Annotated in this window: 15 protein-coding genes; 13 read left to right on the plus strand and 2 right to left on the minus strand. The window is 38.1% G+C overall.

The window, feature by feature from the left end:
• Nucleotides 1-1,073 precede the first annotated feature (1,073 nt).
• The 13 genes from PGN18_RS15745 (at nt 1,074) to PGN18_RS15805 (ending at nt 16,287) form a co-directional block, all read left to right on the plus strand.
• A complete protein-coding gene (locus PGN18_RS15745; protein ID WP_335320538.1) occupies nt 1,074-2,021 on the plus strand; it encodes an outer membrane protein assembly factor BamD in 948 nt (315 codons plus the stop codon).
• Between the two features lie 3 nt (nt 2,022-2,024).
• Nucleotides 2,025-2,351 carry a DNA-directed RNA polymerase subunit omega gene (locus PGN18_RS15750; protein WP_090988294.1) on the plus strand — a complete coding sequence of 109 codons (327 nt, stop codon included), beginning with the start codon at nt 2,025-2,027 and terminating at the stop codon, nt 2,349-2,351.
• A gap of 77 nt (nt 2,352-2,428) precedes the next feature.
• Nucleotides 2,429-3,625, plus strand: coding sequence for a bifunctional phosphopantothenoylcysteine decarboxylase/phosphopantothenate--cysteine ligase CoaBC (coaBC, locus tag PGN18_RS15755; RefSeq protein ID WP_335320540.1), 1,197 nt, complete (start codon nt 2,429-2,431; stop codon nt 3,623-3,625).
• Complete coding sequence (gene porD, locus PGN18_RS15760; protein ID WP_335320541.1) at nt 3,622-4,515, plus strand: type IX secretion system protein PorD; 894 nt, start codon at nt 3,622-3,624, stop codon at nt 4,513-4,515. Before coaBC ends, porD begins: the two co-directional genes overlap by 4 nt.
• A gap of 54 nt (nt 4,516-4,569) precedes the next feature.
• Nucleotides 4,570-4,824 (plus strand): DUF4369 domain-containing protein, encoded by a 255-nt coding sequence (locus tag PGN18_RS15765; RefSeq protein ID WP_335320543.1) that lies wholly within the window; start codon nt 4,570-4,572, stop codon nt 4,822-4,824.
• A 257-nt stretch (nt 4,825-5,081) separates the two neighbouring features.
• Entirely contained in the window at nt 5,082-5,642 is a 561-nt protein-coding gene (locus tag PGN18_RS15770) for a peroxiredoxin family protein (protein WP_335320544.1), read from the plus strand.
• A 410-nt stretch (nt 5,643-6,052) separates the two neighbouring features.
• Nucleotides 6,053-6,424 (plus strand): BlaI/MecI/CopY family transcriptional regulator, encoded by a 372-nt coding sequence (locus PGN18_RS15775; RefSeq protein WP_335320545.1) that lies wholly within the window; start codon nt 6,053-6,055, stop codon nt 6,422-6,424.
• 91 nt (nt 6,425-6,515) lie between these two features.
• Complete coding sequence (locus tag PGN18_RS15780) at nt 6,516-8,672, plus strand: M56 family metallopeptidase (protein WP_335320546.1); 2,157 nt, start codon at nt 6,516-6,518, stop codon at nt 8,670-8,672.
• A 99-nt stretch (nt 8,673-8,771) separates the two neighbouring features.
• The gene (gene recN, locus PGN18_RS15785) at nt 8,772-10,424 is read left to right on the plus strand and encodes a DNA repair protein RecN (protein WP_335320547.1); all 1,653 of its coding nucleotides are present in this window, start codon (nt 8,772-8,774) and stop codon (nt 10,422-10,424) included.
• A 319-nt stretch (nt 10,425-10,743) separates the two neighbouring features.
• Nucleotides 10,744-11,979, plus strand: a complete 1,236-nt coding sequence (locus tag PGN18_RS15790) for a carboxypeptidase-like regulatory domain-containing protein (RefSeq protein ID WP_335320549.1) — start codon at nt 10,744-10,746, stop codon at nt 11,977-11,979.
• 870 nt (nt 11,980-12,849) lie between these two features.
• Entirely contained in the window at nt 12,850-14,091 is a 1,242-nt protein-coding gene (locus PGN18_RS15795; protein WP_335320551.1) for a carboxypeptidase-like regulatory domain-containing protein, read from the plus strand.
• Between the two features lie 62 nt (nt 14,092-14,153).
• Entirely contained in the window at nt 14,154-15,221 is a 1,068-nt protein-coding gene (locus PGN18_RS15800; protein ID WP_335320552.1) for a PA0069 family radical SAM protein, read from the plus strand.
• Nucleotides 15,222-15,411: 190 nt separating this feature from the next.
• Nucleotides 15,412-16,287 carry an ATP-grasp domain-containing protein gene (locus PGN18_RS15805; RefSeq protein WP_335320553.1) on the plus strand — a complete coding sequence of 292 codons (876 nt, stop codon included), beginning with the start codon at nt 15,412-15,414 and terminating at the stop codon, nt 16,285-16,287.
• Nucleotides 16,288-16,413: 126 nt separating this feature from the next.
• On the opposite strand, the gene PGN18_RS15810 is transcribed toward PGN18_RS15805, so the two are convergent.
• Nucleotides 16,414-18,966, minus strand: a complete 2,553-nt coding sequence (locus tag PGN18_RS15810) for an ATP-dependent Clp protease ATP-binding subunit (protein WP_335320554.1) — start codon at nt 18,964-18,966, stop codon at nt 16,414-16,416.
• Nucleotides 18,967-19,905: 939 nt separating this feature from the next.
• Nucleotides 19,906-20,775: a PorP/SprF family type IX secretion system membrane protein gene (locus tag PGN18_RS15815; protein WP_335320556.1), complete on the minus strand. Its 870-nt coding sequence runs from the start codon at nt 20,773-20,775 to the stop codon at nt 19,906-19,908.
• Nucleotide 20,776 lies beyond the last annotated feature (1 nt).

Genomic DNA, 20,776 nt, shown 5'->3' on the forward strand with positions numbered 1-20,776 from the left:
GACACCTTTAAAATAAAGCTACGTAATCATGTACTTTGACCGTACTCCATTACCTCGCTACGCTACATTGACATCTCTTTTAAGAACTTATCGATCATTGACCTCACGGCCGATCTTTATATATCTTCAGACTTCAGTTAGGCCAGGTCTTGTTCGTCCTGCCAGGTTTCCGCCTGTTTCAATCTTTTCTGTTTCTCTTTCCGGCATCCGCCGTTCCGATCTTTTGTTTCCCCTTCGTTTCCGTTGGGGTTGCAAAGGTAAGCATCTTTTTGTAAATCACAAATAAAATAAATTTTATTTTTTGTTTTCTTTTTCCCGCTATTCCTTTATTTCAATATGCTGTTTTTCAAGCTTCCCGTTCCTTCCGAACCGGGCTGCAAAGGTAGCAATCTTTTCCTATCCCGCAATATTTATTTTAAAATAAATCTCGCTTTTCTAATCGCCCTTCCACCTTTTCAGTCTGTTGCCCTCTCCTCCGGAGCGGGATGCAAAAGTAGAAAAAATATCTTCAACCGCAAAGGTTTTTAAGCGTTTAACGCAGACTTTGGCATAACTCAATGGTTTACAGCAGGAAAAAATATCTATAGGGTTAAAACTTTTTTGAAGATTACTTGTTTAAAGCTGTCTTGTAAATCCTGCAGGGTATAAAAACTAATGGATATGGTGCAGTAAAAAGATCCTGAAACAAAGGCCGGGCGGAAGTTCAGGATGACGGCAGCACCCAGGATTTTGCCGCAATTCCTAATTTTGCCAGGCTTTCTCCGGCATCCAGCACCTTGAAACTCCGGAAGCCCGTGCCACCTAACCCCCTGCCTGCAGCAGCAGGCGATAGCAGCGGAAAACCCGGAGCGAGGAACGAGCCGAGGATTTGGAGCAAATAGCGGGAACATCTTTATATAGAAGCACTCAACCTGCTTTGCTGAAAAACAAAACAATAAGATATAGTATATAAGCATCAATCCTTATATATATGTTAAAATTTGTTAACTGTATATTTGTACTGAATTGCTTTGCATAGCTTAGCGGCCAATTGTTTTTATTGATGTTATCGTATTATTAATTATCTTTGCAGAATGTTTAAAGTTAAACACTTAATTATTTTAGTATTTATTACCGCTTTGGGTATTGCGGGCTGTAAAAGTCGTTTCGAGAAATTGAGGGCGAGCAATGACGTAGCAAAAAAATACCAAGAGGCGCTTCGTTTGTATAATAAACGCGATTACAGTAAGGCATTAGTACTTTTTGAGGATCTTTCTCAAAAGTATCGTGGCCGTGCAGAAGCTGAAGATCTGAACTATTATTATGCCTATACGCTATACAGATTAAGTGATTACACCACCGCAAGGTACCAATTTAAAAGTTTTGCCGATACCTACCCAGCTAGTAAAAATGCGGAAGAAGCAAGATACATGGCAGCATATTGCTACTATTTAGAATCGCCAAATTTCTCATTAGACCAGGAAAATACTTATAAAGCCATTGATGCGTTACAACTATTCATTAACTTATACCCTACCAGTGATCGTGCTGCAGCTGCCGGCAAATATATTGCTGTTTTAAGGGGCAAGTTAGAGGATAAGGCCTTTGAAAATGCTAAAATGTATTTAACTACAGGACCTAGTAATGTAGATAACTATAGGGCAGCTGTTATTGCTTTAAAAAATGCGCAAAGAGATTACCCAGATATTAAATATGCTGAGGAAATGGATTTTTTGATGATTAAGGCGCAATATTTATATGCAAAAAACAGTTACATCATCCGCCAGGAAGACCGTTACAATGAAGCACTTGCTTTATACACTGAATTTACGGAGAATCACCCTGACAGTAAATTTGCCAAGGAGGCAAAAGCGCTCAAAGGTGATGTTGAGGCGGGAATTGCAACTACTAAAAAAGAATTGGCATTATATGCGGCCGATCAGGAAAAATACAAGCAGATGTTGATCAGAACCGGTAAATTAAAAGATACTGTTTCTACAAAACCAACGAATGCAGATAATACGGATATTAAAAACAAGTAATAGATGAATACTAACAAACCTGCTGTACCCAATACTACAGTAACCAGAAACGTACACGATTTAGATAAAACTACTGATAACTTATACGAATCGTTAGTGGTGATTGCCAAAAGGGCAAATCAGATCTCGAACAACGTTAAAGAAGAGTTACACGGTAAACTGGCAGAATTTGCTTCTAGCAACGATAATTTGGAAGAAATTTTCGAAAACCGTGAGCAGATTGAGATCAGCAAGCATTATGAGCGTATGCCAAAACCTGTTTTGGTTGCTATGGATGAGTTTTTGAATGGCAAAGTTTACCACAGAAACCCTGCTAAAGAACAAAAGTAATTGGCATAGCGCATAGCGTTTAGGGCAAAGCATTAGCACTACGCGCTATGCTCCATGCCTAATATACGCTGCGCATTATGCTAAAAAATAAAAATGTAATCCTTGGCGTTTGCGGTAGCATCGCGGCTTATAAGTCGGCATTTTTGGTCCGGCTACTCGTAAAAGCTGGCGCAAACGTAAAGGTTATTCTTACCCCTGATGGTGCTAACTTCATTACACCACTTACTCTTGCTACGCTTTCTAAAAATCCGGTTTACACGCAATATTTCGAAGAAGAAACGGGCGTATGGAGCAATCATGTTGAACTGGGCTTGTGGGCTGATTTGATTATCATCGCTCCCATCAGTGCCAATACTTTAGCCAAACTAGCAACTGGAATCTGTGATAATTTATTAACGGCTGTTTATCTCTCGGCCAAATGTCCGGTTTATGTAGCTCCTGCTATGGATCTGGATATGTGGAAACACGAAACTACCCAAAGCAATATTGATCGTGTGATCAGTTTTGGGAATACTGTTATTGCTCCGGCCAATGGCGAACTGGCAAGCGGACTTTGGGGTGAAGGCCGAATGGCTGAACCGGAAGAAATTGTCTCTTTTTTAAATAACTCTATTAAAAAATCGTTGCCTCTATATGGCAAAAAGGCAATGGTTACCGCTGGGCCTACTTATGAGGCTATTGATCCGGTACGTTTTATCGGCAATCATTCATCAGGTAAAATGGGTTTTGCCCTGGCTGATGAGTTAGCCAAACTAGGTGCTGATGTAACGTTAATTGCCGGACCCACTGCACAAAAAGCCGATCAAAGTTTAAAAAGGATTGATGTAGTAAGTGCGCAGGAAATGTTTGAGGCCTGTTCCGCTGCTTTTGCAGAAACTGATATTACCGTAATGTGCGCAGCTGTGGCCGATTATCGTCCCAAACAGATTGCTACACAAAAATTAAAAAAACAAGATAGCGAATTGCTTTTGGAACTGGAAAAAACAACAGATATACTCGCTTCTTTAGGTACAATAAAAAAATCGCACCAGATTTTAGTTGGCTTTGCTTTAGAAACAAACGATGAAGAGAATTATGCCAAAGGCAAATTGGAGAAGAAAAATCTAGACCTGGTTGTGCTAAATTCATTGAATGACAAGGGTGCAGGTTTTAAATCAGATACCAATAAAATTACTATTTTTAACAAAGCTTTGGAACGGACTGTATTTGAAATGAAATCGAAAACAGCTGTTGCAAAAGATATTTGTACTGCCATTTTAAAAATTGTGAAATGATAAAAAAGATTGTTTGGATATTGGTATTGATGGGGTTTGGAAAGCTACAGGCGCAAGAACTAAATGCAAGGGTAACTTTGCTGGCTCCCCAGGTTTCAAACATTAGCAAACCCACTTTAGATGCCTTGCAAAAAACAATCCGCGATTTTTTAAACAATAACAAATTCAGCAACGAAAGTTATAAACCGCAGGAACGTATAGATTGTAGTTTCGTGATCACCATCAATTCTTGGGATGGTGGCTCTGGTTACACAGCCGAAGCGCAGATTCAAAGCAGTCGCCCGGTTTTTAACAGTTCTTACAATAGTACTTTGCTAAATATGAGCGATAAGAATTTCGATTTTAACTTTAATGATGGGGCTACAATCGACTTCTCTGACCAAAATTACATCTCCAACATCAGCGCCCTACTTACCTACTATGCTTACACCATCATTGGAATGGACAAAGATAGTTTTGGCAAAATGGGCGGAACTCCTTATTATAAAAAAGCACAGAACATCATTAACCTGGCACAAGCCTCGGGCAATACCGGCTGGCGAGCTGCCGATGGCTTGCGCAACCGGTTTTGGTTCAACGAAAATGTTTTAAACCCCATTTTTGCAGAACTACGCAATTTCATTTACAGTTATCATTTAAACGGACTGGATCAGCTAACGGATAATGATAAAGGTTTAACGCAGATTGTTGCTGCCCTACCTGCACTACAGCAAATGGATAAGCAGAAACTGGGCTCTATTTTCCCTAATGTTTACTTTGCTGCCAAAGCCGAAGAGGTCACCAATGTGCTTTCTAAACTCAACGGACAAGAACGCATGAAAGCCTACAATATGCTGGCAGAAATCGATCCTGCGAATATTGGTAAGTACGAGGGGCTAAAGAAGAATTAGTTTTTTTGATCAAGCAGTTAATGTATGGTGGTAGCTCAAATATAATTTCTAAAAATGACGAAAAGATTTTTATTAATTACGATTTGTCTTTTACCGCTAAATTTGCTGGCACAATCTTCATTTAGCATTAAAGGATTCGGCAAGGCCTATAAAGATGGCGATAAGATCTTTTTATCCTTTCGGCAGGGTAATCAATTATTTGAGGATTCTACTGTAATTGATAAAGGCTCATTCGAATTTAAAGGTACTTTTAATACTAAAGTTAGAGGTTATATTTGCAGAAATGATAATCCCCGTTACGCGGACTAGCTTTTTGATTCTTTTGATGTTTATATTGAGGAGGGTCAGATCATACTTCAGTCACCAGATACCTTAAACAACTCCATTATTTCTGGGACTCCATTAAATGACGACTATGCCGAACTACATCGTGTGTTAAAACCTCTTTACAATAAAAGGAAAAAGTTAAAAAATCCGGGCGAACTAAAAGATGAAACATTTGTAAACCTAAATAACAGTTTAACTTTACCAATGGACATCCTCATTCGTATGTAAGTTTATTAACATTGAGTCAGCTAGCGCGTACAAGCAAAAATTTACCACGGGTTGAACAAAGTTTTGCCAAATTATCTACAGTGCTTAAAATGATGCCAGAGGCTAAGGAAATAATCAGAAGGATTACAGAAAGTAAAAAAATCACTGTAGGAATGATGGCAAAAGACTTTATCCAGAGTGATACATATGGTAATCCGATCCGACTTTCAACTTATCAGAACAAATATGTCCTTGTCGATTTTTGGGCTTCCTGGTGTCTAACCTGTAGGGAAGAAAATCCTAATGTTTTAGCTGTTTATCATCAGTATAAGGAAAAAAACTTTACTGTTCTCAGCGTATCGATCGATGTATTGGCGAACAAAGCCAACTGGTTAAACGCCATCAAAGAAGATCAGCTACCCTGGACGCAGGTGTCTGATCTAAAAAAAGAAAACGAAGCTGCTAAACTTTACGGCATTACTTCCATACCATCAAATGTTCTTATTGACCCTAACGGAAAAATAATTGCAAAAGATATTAAGGGAAAAGAACTACGCGATAAATTGGCTGAATTATTAGGTACTGATAAGTAATTACATTGATACGGATTAATTTTTTAAATTGATCAATTGTAAGTAGCATGGTTACTACTAGGTAGTTTCTTTATTTACTGCAGTTAATTTTAGAAAAGCAATCCGGCATTTCAATTAAAGCCAGCCCTTCTTTCATTCTTACCCGCCGGTTCGTTCAGGCTAGCGCCTGATGCCCTATCAATGGGCCCGTATCCGCATCAATCAGGTTCAGATCACTCAAATCAGTTTTTCATAGGTGGGTGCCTTTCCAACGCCTAGCGAAATGGCAACGTTTATGAGGCATTTCGTACCACACGGTTAACCGATTATCCAATTTCTACAGTTGACCATAAAAAAATCAATAAAATATTTTGATATTACGAATATCTTCGTACATTTGAATACGAAATAATTCGTACAACATGTAACATATGGATAATCAGAACATCAAACCAACAGAAGGTGAAATGGAAATCCTCCAGGTGCTTTGGCAAAAGGGGAATGCAACGGTAAGAGAGGTTCATGAGGCATTAAATAAAAAAGACTCAGGCTATACCACTACTTTAAAACTGATGCAGATTTTGCATGAGAAAGGAATGGTGGAAAGAGATACTACCCTAAAAACACATATATATAAAGCACTCGTTAGTCGGGAAAAAACAGAAAAGCAACTGGTTAACAAAATGATCGACAATGTATTTAACGGATCGGCAGCCAGATTGGTAATGCAGGCATTGGGTAACCACAGCGCTAGCGCAGCAGAAATTGACGAAATAAAAAAATATTTGGATAGCCTAAAGTAAGGCTATTGATGAAGGTTGGAAAGTGTAGGGTTTAGATCCCTAATAAACATTAAATTCGGATGATATCCGTATAAAAATTAAAACCACCGTTATGGAAACTTTATTACAACAGTTTATCAAAGCATTTGGCTGGAGTATCTTAAACTCACTTTGGCAAAGCGCCATCATTTATGGTATCCTATTTATCATCATGCTAAGCCTACCGAAACTAGCCGCAAAACACAAGCATAACCTTGCTTTTAGCGCGATTATTTTAATGTTTATTGGCTTTGGATATAATTTCATTCATCATTTAACACTAAATGCACATACACAATCGGGACCAATCAATGCACAGGACATACAGGTATACCAATACCTGAATAACTTACCGCCAACCTTTAGTAGCAAAGCAGAGCAATACTTCCCTATTGTAGTTGTATTCTATGCCATTGGTATTTTGCTTCAGTTGTTTGTTATCATTAAAGGTTACGGTCAGCTTTCCAAACTAAAAAAAGAAAGTTTAAGTGCAATACCCGATAGCTGGAAAATGATTTTCGAACATGTAACTGCCCAACTTAAAATCAACAAGGTTATCCAGTTTCACGTTTCTTCTATCGTGAATGTGCCTTTGGTTATCGGATATTTGAAACCTGTGGTATTATTTCCACTTGCCCTTGTAAACCAATTAGACAACGACCAGGTAGAATCGATATTAATTCATGAATTATCACATATCAGAAGAAACGATTTCTTATTGAACCTGATTAAAACGGCTGTTGAAACCATATTATTTTATAATCCATTTGTATGGATGGCAGGTAGGTTTATCCATATTGAGCGCGAGCATGCCTGCGATGACCTGGTATTAAAAATTACCGGAAAACCATTGAATTATGCTCATGCCCTACTTAAACTCGAATTATTGAAAGACAAAAACAGTCCGGCTTATGCACTGGCAGCAACAGGCAAATCCCAGAATTTGTATCAACGTATAAAAAGAATAACCAACATGAAAACAAATTATTTAAACGCCAAGCAGCAAATGGCAGCCTTAACTTTAGGGGTAGCCTGTCTGTTTTCTATTGCCTGGATCAACCCAACAGAAAATAAAAAAGACACTAAAAAAACTAAAATTGAAGTTTTAAGTGTAGTAAACCACAATGATCTGAAAACCATTGTTTATACAGATACCACTAAAAAACGTAAAATTAAAATTGTAACCATTGATGCCAATGGTAAAAAAACCGAGTATAACTCGGTAAAAGAAATGCCAGATAGCTTAAGGAAAGACCTTTATAGGGATGAATTGTTTGCAGGTAAAAATATCTACAAACTGCAGCTGGATAGCAGTTTTAAATTTAAATTCAACGATTCGTTGTTAATTGCCAAAATAAATAAAGCTTACAACTCGCCGGAAGCACTAGCCAAATGGAAAAAATTTGGTGAAGACATTGCTAAAGAATACAGTTCACCGGAAGCTCAGGCGAAATGGAAAAAAATGGGTGAAGATATAGCAAAGGAATATAATTCTCCTGAAGCACAGGCCAAATGGAAAAAATTTGGTGAAGATATGGCCAAACAATACAACTCTCCAGAAGCACAGGCCAAATGGAAAAAGTTTGGGGAAGATGTTGCCAAACAATATAGTTCGCCAGAAGCACAAGCCAAATGGAAGAAATTCGCTGAAGATATAAATAAAGAATTCGGTTCGCCGGAGGCACAGGCCAAATGGAAAAAATTTGGTGAAGATATGAACAAACAATTCGCCTCACCAGAAGCCCAAGCTCAATGGAAAAAAATGGGTGAAGATATGGCTGCTACAATGAATACTCCAGAATTTAAGGCTCAAATTGAAAATCTCAGAGTAAAGACCTTGAAGTCAGGAAAAGATTACCAGCTTTCAGATCGCATTTTCCTAAAATTTGACGACGACGCAAATAGTAAGGTTAAGCAAACGGAAGAGTATAAAAAATTGAAAGAGAAATTTGATAACGAGGTAAAAGAGTTAAAAGAAAAAATAGAGCAGAAAGAGAAAAAGGAAAAGGTAGAAAGCAGCAATAAAAGCTCAAAGTTGAATCCGGCAGTGATGATTTACAAGAACAAAGATTTTACAAACGCCGAGAAAGCCCTCAACACGGTAAATGCTTTGGTAACTTATAATAAATCAGACTTTACCCACGCTAATCAATTGGCGATCAAAACTTATCTACAGACATCCGACCTAAAAATTGCCAATGATAATGTCATTAACATTGCTATAAAATAACAACACATAAACCAAACAGATCATGAACGGCGAAGATTATTCTTCGCTGTTTTTGTTTTGTAGAGTCCTGTTGAATAAATTTTAATATTTTTGCTTAGCATGCTACAAAAACTTTCTATACGTAATTACGCATTAATTGATAGTCTGGATATCGAATTCGATAAAGGCCTGAATATTATTACAGGTGAAACCGGCGCTGGTAAATCGATCATACTAGGCGCATTATCGCTAATCTTAGGTCAGCGGGCAGAAAGTAAGTACTTTTTTAATCAGGACAAAAAATGCGTTATTGAAGGTACTTTTATGTTGGCAGATGAAAATCTAAAGATGCTTTTTGAAGAAAATGATCTTGATTTCTCAAACGAAAGTATCTTAAGAAGAGAAATATCGATAGATGGTAAGACAAGATCTTTCATTAATGATACCCCTGTAAATTTATCCATTCTAAAACAGATTGGTGAAAAGCTGATCGATATCCACTCACAGCATGCTACACAGGAAATTAACGATGCCGATTTTCAACTTTTGATTGTAGATGCACTGGCAAACCATAAATCATTGTTGACTGATTACCGCCGCGGATTTAAAAAGCTTAAACATGATACCAGCCTGTTAAAGAAACTCATGGCCGAAGCAGATGAAGCCAGGAATAAACAGGATTATGAACAGTTTTTATTCAACGAGCTAGAGCAGGCAAAACTACAGGATGGCGAGCAGGAAGAATTAGAACAGGAATTGGAAAGGTTAACTCATGCCGAAACCATCAAAAGAGCATTACTCACCACTTCCGGTTTAATTAACGAAAGTGAGCCTTCCGCCCTTCAGATTTTAAAAGAGGCTTCGTTACAGCTACAAAGTATCGAAAAATTCGATCCGGCAATTAATGTGCTGTACGAACGGTTACGCTCATCCATTATAGAAATAAAAGATATTACCGATGAGGTTTCTGGGATAGAAGAAAACACCATACACAGTGTCGATCGTTTGGAACTGGTCAATCAAAGGCTGGATCTTTTTTATTCACTGCAGCAGAAACATCGGGTTGCAGATAATTCCGAGTTACTGGCACTTCAAAAACAGCTGGAAGAAAACCTGAACAAAATTTTATCTTCTGATGAGCATATTGAAAACCTACAGGAAGAAATAGATCAACTTCAAAAAGCATTATATAAACAGGCCGAACAATTAAGTGCCAACCGCAAAAAAGCGATTAAAGTTGTAGAGGAACAAACCAGTATCACCCTAAAAAGAGTGGGAATGCTAAATGCAAAATTGGTTTTACATCAAAAAGTATTAAGCGAGCTAAATAAAGATGGTTTGGATGAAATGAACATACTCTTTACGGCCAACGCTGGCCAGGCGCCCGCACCAGTAAATAAAGTGGCGTCTGGTGGGGAATTATCAAGGTTAATGTTAGCTATAAAAGCTTTATTGGCCAAACATACTTCCTTACCTACCATTATTTTCGATGAGATTGATACTGGAATTTCTGGCGAAACAGCGCTAAAAGTTGGAGAAGTAATTGCAGATTTAGGACAGAATATGCAGGTAATTTCGATTACACACCTACCTCAAATTGCGGCCAAAGGCAGCTCTCATTACTATGTTCATAAACAGGAGGACCACGGAAAAACCACTACGGGCATCCGTAAACTGAAACAAGAGGAACGTATTCAGGTAATTGCCGAAATGTTAAGTGGTAAAAATCCAGGTGCATCAGCTATAGAAAATGCAAAAGAATTATTAGCTTAATTTTGTAATAATTCCAAGTTCTGTACCCACCACAGACCTTTTCATGCTTAATAGTGATAAATTTAGTGGTCTGTGAAGACACAGACCACGGCGATAGAGGAACGTATTGAGGTAATTGCCTAACTGTTAAGTGGTAAAAATCCAGGTGCATCGGCTATAGAAAATGCAAAAGAATTATTAGCTTAATTTCCTGCTAAATCCCAAAGCCTTTGTCCCCACAAACCTTCTTCATGCTACGCTACTCTGACGATGGAGGCCTTTTAATATAATATTTCTTTTTAACACTTACTAAACTAATAATTTAGTTTATATTTAACATATGAAAACCTTATTAACCATACTCTTGCTATTTATTGGTCATATTTGTTCTGCACAACAAAATCACCTGCTTTCAGGTACGATCAAAGATAAGCATGGCGAGGCTTTACCTGGTGCTGGAGTATATGTAAGTGGTTATAAAATCGCAACCGTTTCTAACAATAATGGAGAATATGTCCTGCCGCTTAAACCAGGCAATTATGATATTTTAGTACAGCTAATTGGTTATAAAGCACTAAATAAAAACATTATTATTTCTGATAAGGCGATAAAACTTGATCTGGTTTTACAAGAAAGTATTACTCAATTAAACGAAGTTACTATTAAACCAGATCCGAACAGGGCCCATTACATCGCCATGTTTAAAGATTTTTTTATTGGCACTACGCCAAATGCTGAACAATGTAAAATAATTAATCCAACTGTGCTCCTGGTTGATTACGACAAGGATGAGGCAAAACTTACAGTAAAAACGAATCAATTTTTAATTATTGAAAACCTGGCACTGGGATACCGTATAAAATACCTCGTGAATAATTTTGAGTATAGCAGCCTAACCAAGATCATCTATTATGAAGGCTTTCCTTATTATGAAGATTTAAAAGGATCAGCCAGGAGAAAAAAGATCTGGGCGAAGAAACGTTTAACCGCCTACCTGGGTTCTCCACAGCATTTTTTCACATCACTCTACAATGGGAAAGCAACTGAAGAAGGCTTTATCATCAACAAATTAATTACCCAGCCAAATCCCGACAAACCGTCTGACAGTATCATCAAGGCAAATATCAGACGTTTAACTAAAGTTCAGGAAGGCTTGTTACAAAAAAAGATAAACCTTAATCATGGCGATTCACTCAGCTATTGGATCAGAAAGAAAAATCTCCCTAACGGCATTTCCATTTTAAACCGCAGGCCTATTTTACAAGATACCTTAGTGCGCCTAAAAAATCAAAACGTCAAAAGCATCAACTTTACCGATAAATTATACATCATTTATACTAAAGAAAAGGAAGATCCATTATTTGCCAACCGGATAGGCTTATCCATCAGCAGGCCTTTAGATATGCCAGACTATCAAATATCAACCATTAGCCTTCAAGTAGCACCCGTGTATTTTTATGAGAATGGCGGAATCTATAACCCACGCGCTATGATTTATGCTGGCTACTGGGCCTGGGAGAAAATTGCCGATAGCGTACCGATGGATTATCTACCACTAGTTGATATCAAAAAATAGGAAGATGATAGAGGGTTTCGGTCCCTTAGTGTCTCGCTAAGACTTACAATAAAGTATTTTTTTTTAGAAAGCAGGTACAAGATCTCTTAGGTCCCGGCAGTCCCACCCTTTGTTACAAATCCTCGCCCTCATGCTTCGGGCTGTGGGTTTTTCACTAGGGTCGGGTTTGGCTGGCAAGGCTGGTAACATGATTTAGGTTTTGGGACATTGCTATTAGCACAGATGAGGTTAAATAAACCCGATAGGGCCGGGTAGCCCACAGCGTAGCGAAGACTACAAGGGATTGCGGGGCAACTATAGCCACGTAAAACAGACCTTTCGTTTCCAAACAAAATGCAGTTGCTATAAAGCAGTTCTTTCGGAAATCCATCGCTATGCTACCATTGACCGATTTAAAGAATCGCCGTCATTTCGACTGAAGCGCAGCGAAATGGAGAAATCTTTTAATATAGTCCAAAGATTTCTCTAAGCCTTTACTTGCAGGCACTGCGGTCGAAATGACGCCTATTGTATATCTGTCACCAACACTCCGATGTATTCGAGAATTTTAAAATCTACTATTGATAGGATAAACCCAGCTTGGTCGTCATTCTCACGCATGCCGGAATTTTGAAGCAAACGTATTAAGATTATTCATGAGCTTTTTTATTTAATGGCAATCATGAGCACTTCGTGTTTCCCATCCGTTGGATCAAGTTGGGAATGACTATTTCTCCAGAGATATTACTTTTTTAAATTTATCTATTAATCATATTGACTTTTATACCATAAATTATCCCCCACGATAACATGCCTGAACTAAATGTTAAATCTGTTAAAAACTTTCTACATTTTTAATAAATATTACGCCTTTTGGTTACATTCGTTTCCATGATTAAAAGCCTTTTAGTATCCTTTATGCTGATCATGTTGGGTACTAATGCCATTGCTCAAAATACCTTCTCAATCATTGGTTTGGTTAGGGATGAACAAGATGGATTGCCTGGTGCAAGTATCTACCTAAGCGGCTATAAAATTGCAACTGTTGCCGATAATGAAGGAAAATTTAAACTTTCAAACCTAAGGCCAGGCAGTTACGACCTGCTTGTGCAGCTTGTTGGTTACCTGCCCTATTCTAAAAGCGTCATCATATCCGATAAATCGGTTCAGGTAGAGTTGGTTTTAAAAGAAAATGTTGCTCAGCTTGATGAAGTGGTTATTAGGGCCGATCCTAACCGCCAAAAATATATTAACCAGTTTAAGGAGTTTTTTATTGGTAAAACGCCAAATGCAGCACAGTGCAAGATATTAAATCCGCAGGTTTTAAATGTAGATTTTGATATTACCAAAAGCACTTTAACAGTATCTACTACTGAATTTTTAATTGTAGAAAATAAAGCATTGGGCTATCGCCTTAAATATATGCTCGATCATTTTGAGTATAATTCCCGTACACATATCATTTATTACTCCGGGCATCCGTTTTTTGAAGAATTGAAAGTATCTGCTGCTAAAAAGAAAAAATATGTTGCGGCAAGAGAACTGGCTTATTATGGCTCATCGCAACACTTTTTCCGTTCACTTTATGCCAATAAAACAAAGGAAGAAGGATTTATCATTAATAAAATGATCAAAATCCCCAACCCAAATCGTTATCCACAGTATGTAATCAATGCCAATTTAGAAAAAATTAAAGCCATACCGGAGAAAACCGGAATCAGGCAAACGAAAGGAAAAATAGATACCGCCTTACTTGCCTTTTGGACAAAACAACAGGAAATGCCCAAAACCATTGATAAATTTTCAAGGGCTGACGTACTTACCGATACCCTGGTACATTACTACAACCAGAATTTGAAATACTTGAGCTATACAGATGCACTGTTGATTCAGTACACCAAAGAGAAAGAATCGCTTGCCTATTCTAAAACAGGCTTCTGGATTTTTAGGCCGCTGGATGTACCGGAAAATGAAATTTCAGTCGCTTATTTAACCGGCGAAGGTGTGCGCTTTTATGAGAATGGTGGCATTTACGATTCCCGGTCGCTGCTTTACGAAGGTTACTGGGCCTATGAGAAAGTGGCCGATATGGTTCCGATGGATTACATTCCACTACCAAAAGGCAATAATTAATTGTTGAAAAGTAGACCTTTACTTTAATTTACAAATACTAATATTTTTAGTAATTTTAAATTATGATCGGTGACACAGAAAAACAATATTTTAAGGGTAGAGGTGCTCAGGTTAATCCACATAACAAATTTTTGAAAGATGTTTATGTGAAAGAGCATGATGAAGGAATAGATGACTGGGAGGAAAGTGATCGTAAAACTTCTTTTATCTTCGAAAATTCGAAAACCATCGTAAACAAAGTTGATAGTCCGGATGTAGGCATGGCTTATTCGTTAAATCCTTATCAAGGTTGTGAACATGGTTGTACATATTGTTATGCCCGCAATTCGCATCAATATTGGGGTTACAGCGCCGGAATAGAGTTTGAGCGAAAAATAATCGTTAAAAAAGATGCGCCAACACTGTTTAAAAAGTTCCTGGAGAAAAAAGGCTGGGATGCCACCACCATTTCACTTTCTGGCAATACCGATTGCTACCAACCTGCTGAAAGAAAATTTAAGCTAACCAGGCAGCTGTTAGAGATTGCATTGGCTTATAAACAGCCTATTGGGATGATTACCAAAAACTCGCTTATTCTTCGTGATAGGGATATTTTGAAAGAGATGGCCAAGTTAAACCTTTGTATGGTTTATGTTTCCATTAACAGTTTAAATGAAGATTTACGGCAGGTAATGGAGCCCCGCACTACAACAGCCAAACAACGGCTAAAAGTGGTAGAAGAACTTAGTAAAGATGGAATTCCTATGGGCGTAATGGTTGCCCCTCTCGTTCCCGGCTTAAGTGATCATGAGATTCCCAAAATTCTAAAAGCGGTAGCTAACGCTGGTGCCATTAAAGCAGGTTATACCGTGGTAAGACTTAATGGCGCTATCGGTCAGATCTTTGAAGATTGGTTGCAAAAAAATTTTCCAGACCGGTTTGACAAAGTATGGCATTCCATTCAGAGTTGTCATGGTGGTAATGTAAATGACAGCCGTTTTGGTGACCGTATGCGCGGCGATGGCAATATCTCACAAATGATCAGAGACAACTTCAGGCTACATTGCCGTTTAAATGGTCTAAATGTAAAAGATATTGTTTTAGACCACACCTTGTTCAAAATACCAAGCAACCAGGTGAGTCTTTTTTAACATTCGGGGAGAGAAATCCCTAACGCTCGGGGCCGTGGTTTATGATCACGGTCCTCTCAATTTGTTGGTCCCGATTTGCAATCGGGGCCTTTGAGCTGTGGATTTGTGATCCAACACAGAACAGACAACCATTAAATTCTTTATAAATACTAATTTGTAAACTACCACTATAAAACTTAGTTTTAACACCATGAAGAAGATTGCATTGGTAACCTACCTGGACAAAGGTGCTTATGACAGTACCACAGTTGAAAGTGAAGATGATAAGCTGTTAAACTTCCTGCAAGAAAAAGGTCTCAATATTGAAAAAGTAATCTGGAATGATGTACATATTAAATGGGAGGATTATTCATTGGCGATTTTGAAATCGCCATGGGACTATTTTGACCTGATTGAAGATTTTTACATCTGGCTCGATCTTTTAGAAACTAAGAAAGTAAAATTACTTAACCCAATTGGGGTGGTGAGGTGGAATTCGGATAAACGCTATTTGAAGGAGATTGAAGCAGCTGGGTTAAAAATTATACCCAGTGTCTTTATCAACAAACGAAACGGCGTAACGCTTAAACACTACTTTGAGAAATTTAACACCAATAGGTTAATTGTAAAACCTTGTATTAGTGGTGGCGCAAAAAATACCTTCAAGGCCACAATTGACCATGTTGAAGCAATGAACCATCAGTTGAACCAACTTATACAAGAAGAAGATTTTATCATTCAGCCATTTTTACCAGAAATTTTGGAAAACGGAGAATGGTCATTTATTTTCTTTAATGGGACTTACAGTCATTCTCTAATTAAAAAAGCAAAACCAGGCGATTTCAGGGTACAACCAGCACATGGTGGATCGGTACATACCCAAAACCCTGGTCATGATTTAATTGCTACGGCACAGCAATACATTGATCTGTTTGCTAAAAACTGTCTGTATGCCCGCGTTGATGGTACTTTTGTAAATGGCGAATTTCTGCTAATGGAGTTAGAACTTATAGAGCCATTTCTATTTTTGAACACATCACCGGAAAGTTATGACCGGTATTATAGGGCGTTAAAAGAACTGATATAATTGCCCCGTGCGGTCAAATATTACAAACTGGCAACCGACTTATTACATTCCTTTTTCACGTATCAAAGCAACTAAGCTCTAGCCCGATGTAAAAAAAAACTCCCGATTTTCATCGGGAGTTTTTTCTTATTTACTTGAAGAGTCTTCCTCTTGCTTTGGTTCTTCTTTTTTGCCTTCGCCTTTTTTGTGATTGATTGATACGAGTTCGGTAGTTTTATCGTAATCAATTTCTAAAACATCACCTTCGGTTAACTCGCCTTTAAGGATCTCCTCAGCAATCGGATCTTCCAAATATTTCTGAATTGCTCTTTTCAATGGACGGGCACCAAAGTTACTATCAAAACCTTTATCGGCAATGTATTCTTTCGCATTATCAGTCAACACAATTTCATAACCAAGCGTATGAACACGACCAAATAAAGCTTTTAACTCGATGTCGATAATTCTAAAGATTTCTTCTTTACCTAAACTGTTGAACACCACTACATCATCAACACGGTTTAAGAACTCAGGAGCGAAAGCACGTTTTAGCGCACTTTCTATTACACCGCGACTGTGGGAATCGGCCTGGCTTGTTTTCGCTGTTGTAGAGAAACCAACGCCTTGACCAAAATCCTTAAGTTGACGTGCACCGATGTTAGAAGTCATGATGATGATGGTATTTCTAAAATCAACTTTACGACCTAAGCTATCCGTTAACTGCCCTTCATCCAAAACCTGTAACAGGATATTAAATACATCAGGGTGTGCTTTTTCAATCTCATCCAATAGAATTACGGCATAAGGTTTTCTTCTAACTTTTTCAGTTAATTGTCCGCCTTCTTCATAACCCACGTATCCTGGAGGCGCTCCTACCAAACGCGAAACAGCAAATTTCTCCATGTACTCACTCATGTCAATCTGAATCAGTGAATCATCACTATCGAACATGAAACGGGCCAATTCTTTTGCCAATTCGGTTTTACCCACCCCGGTTGGACCTAAGAAAATAAAAGAACCAATCGGTTTTTTAGGATCTTTTAACCCTGCTCTTGTACGTTGGATGGCTTTGGTCAGTTTTTTGATCGCATCGTTCTGACCAATAATTTTTTCAGCCACTTTATCGTACATATTCAACAGTTTTGCACTGTCTGTTTGTCCCACACGTTGTACCGGGATACCAGTCATCATGGATACCACTTCGGCTACGTTATCTTCTGAAACTTCGTAACGCTTAGTTTTTGTTTCTGCTTCCCACTCTGCTTTAGCTTTATCTAATTCTTCAATTAAATTTTTCTCTGTATCACGGAGTTTTGCAGCTTCTTCATACTTCTGGCTACGTACTACCTTGTTCTTTTCTAATTTGATATCTTCAATTTTGGCTTCGATATCAATAATATTCTGTGGAACATGGATATTGGTTAAGTGAACACGAGAACCTGCCTCATCTAAAGCATCAATGGCTTTATCTGGTAAGAAACGATCAGAAATATAACGTGAGGTTAAAGTGACACAGGCTAATATCGCTTCTTCCGTGTAGGTTACTCCATGATGTTCTTCGTATTTATCTTTAATACGGGTTAAAATCTCTACAGTTTCATCTGGTGTAGCCGGCTCAACCATTACTTTTTGGAAACGGCGGTCTAAAGCGCCATCTTTTTCAATATACTGTCGATACTCATCTAGTGTAGTAGCACCAATACACTGGATTTCGCCCCTTGCCAAAGCAGGTTTGAACATATTGGATGCATCTAATGAGCCTGAAGCTCCGCCTGCACCAACAATGGTATGAATCTCATCAATAAATAAAATTACATCAGTAGATTTTTCAAGCTCGTTCATCACGGCTTTCATACGTTCTTCAAACTGGCCACGGTATTTTGTACCAGCTACCAATGATGCCAAATCTAAGGTAACTACACGTTTGCCAAAAAGTACGCGCGAAACTTTACGTTGAACGATGCGCAAGGCTAAGCCCTCTGCAATTGCAGACTTACCCACTCCTGGTTCTCCAATTAAAATTGGATTGTTCTTTTTTCTACGGGATAAAATCTGTGATACACGTTCAATTTCTTTTTCGCGACCAACAATTGGATCTAACCTTCCCTCTTCCGCAGCTTTAGTTAAGTCGCGACCGAAATTATCTAGAACAGGAGTCTTAGATTTTATATCCGACACTTTTTTAGGTGTGCTAAAGCTTTCCTCTTCGCGATAATCATCATCGCCTCCTGTAGAAGCACTGTTTGAAATATCATCTCTGAAACCATTTTTATTCACTTCAACCTCCTGTTTAAAAACATCATAAGTAATACCGTATTGCAATAAAATCTGCGAGGCGATGTTATCATCATCTCTCAAAACCGATAAAAGCAAATGTTCGGTGCCAATTAAATCACTTTTAAATATTTTAGCTTCTAAGTAAGTAATTTTTAAAACCTTTTCTGCCTGTTTCGTTAATGGAATATTACCCAAGTTTACTGTAACACTCGAAGTACCGCGAACAGCATCTTCAATTGAGCGGCGCAACTTACTGGTATCAACCCCTAACGATCGTAAAATTTTTATAGCCATGCCATCGCCTTCGCGGATGAGGCCCAATAATAAATGCTCGGTTCCAATGTAATCATGCCCTAAGCGGAGCGCTTCCTCCCTACTAAAAGAGATTACATCTTTAACCTGTGGTGAAAATTTTGCTTCCATAATACCTTTCTTAACAGCTACGTCCCTAAACTATAAAATAACTTTATAAAAACGAATGTACTGTTTTCTTTATTTTATCAACAATTGCGCCATATGGGTGGATAAAGAGGCATTCAAATGCCTGAGAACCCGAAATTTTATATAAGATTATTATTTTGATAAATATTACTTTGTCTATATCTATATACGTAATATATGCTCTAAAGGTTTTAAAGGGACATTTACCAAAAACATCCGATTGCAGATACGATATTGTCGGTTTATTGTAAGGATTTCTTTACCGTCAGCAACTGACAATATGTATCTTTTTATTAAAGCAATTTACAAGTTTTGACAGAAAAACAAAAAGAACATGACATCATTTAATAATTTTATCAGGTAGTGATTGACAACTTCCGTTATGCCAACATTGTAACCTTAATACGAAATTAACCGCGGTTAGGTTGTTTTTGTTTTTTAGCGTTGTAGTTTATTGTAATTTAATGATAAAATGCGAAAGATTTATCTAATAAATATTTAGGTCGATCATTAATAAGCACTTTCATAATAAGCCCGGAGAAGGTTTTTCAAAAGAAAGGTGCTGTAGTAAAGCCATCTTACATTTGGAAACGAAAGGCTACTTTCCATGGCCCTGGCAGCCCCGCCATCGCTCGTTTCCTCGTTGCGCTACCGATGAAAATCGGTACAGGTAGCGCTTCACTGTGGGCTAACTCGCTCTGTCGGGTTTATTAACTGTGACCTGTACTGATCGCATTGTTGGCTACTGACCAGGTTTCCCAATACGACGTTCCGATGTTTTATAAAAAGTCTGTTTTTGAAAGTGTCTTGGCGAGACGCTAAGACTAGATAAGAGAGCAGATCAATAAATCAGAATGGCCATTGCTAAACGCCATGGCCATTCTGATGATGGTCATAATGATATGATTAAGTGGCTACTAACTACCAGTTAATACCGAGATTGATCTCAAAGTTACCTGCAGTATAACCTCTTAAGTTACCCGTTTGCGTAGTATATGCGGTATTAATCATATATTTTTTCTTGTAATGTAACCCAACCCCAAAACTTGCAGCTTTACTGGTATGATACATGGCTGTAAACAATAATTGTTGGTTAGCAACTCCGAGTTGACCGCCGACATCTACAATATCAGCAATTCCGGAAAAAGAGCGATAGGCCACTTTAGGTTGAAACAAGCCTTCCCCAAGATCAATTTTATATCCTGCTGCTGCATAAACAGCAGGTGTATTGATTAATTTAAAGTTATCTCTATTGAAATAATTTTTAAGGTTTACCAATGCAAAATCTACAACCAAATGCTGTGAAGTTAATCCAACTCCAAAATCACCATCAAAATAGGTTCTATGATCGGTATTGTACACACCAACCTGCGGATCATTCGGATTTCCGATCAGATCCTGCATATCCACCCGCTGGTTTATAAAACCCGCGGATAAACCAAAATGTAATTTTGCAGATCCACTAAGTGGAAGATGATAGGCATAACTCGCCAGAATTCTCGTTTGCCTTTGCAAGCCAGCTTTATCCAGATTCATGTTCAGACCTACCCCAACCCTTTCCCATCCATAAGTGGCACTTAGGTTTTGTACCATCGGGGCTCCGGGAACATTATTCCATTGTGAACGGAAAGTGAGGTCTGCTGTTGCACCTTCTGCTAATCCGGCCATAGCCGGATTAGCAAGATAGGTGTTATTAAAATATTGATTTAACAATGGACTAGTCTGCGCATTTACCTTCGAAATACCGATAAGAGCAGCCAGCAGTATAATCGTTGTTTTTATCCTTTTCATT

The sequence above is a fragment of the Pedobacter terrae genome, from assembly GCF_036946585.1.
Taxonomy (GTDB): domain Bacteria; phylum Bacteroidota; class Bacteroidia; order Sphingobacteriales; family Sphingobacteriaceae; genus Pedobacter; species Pedobacter terrae_C.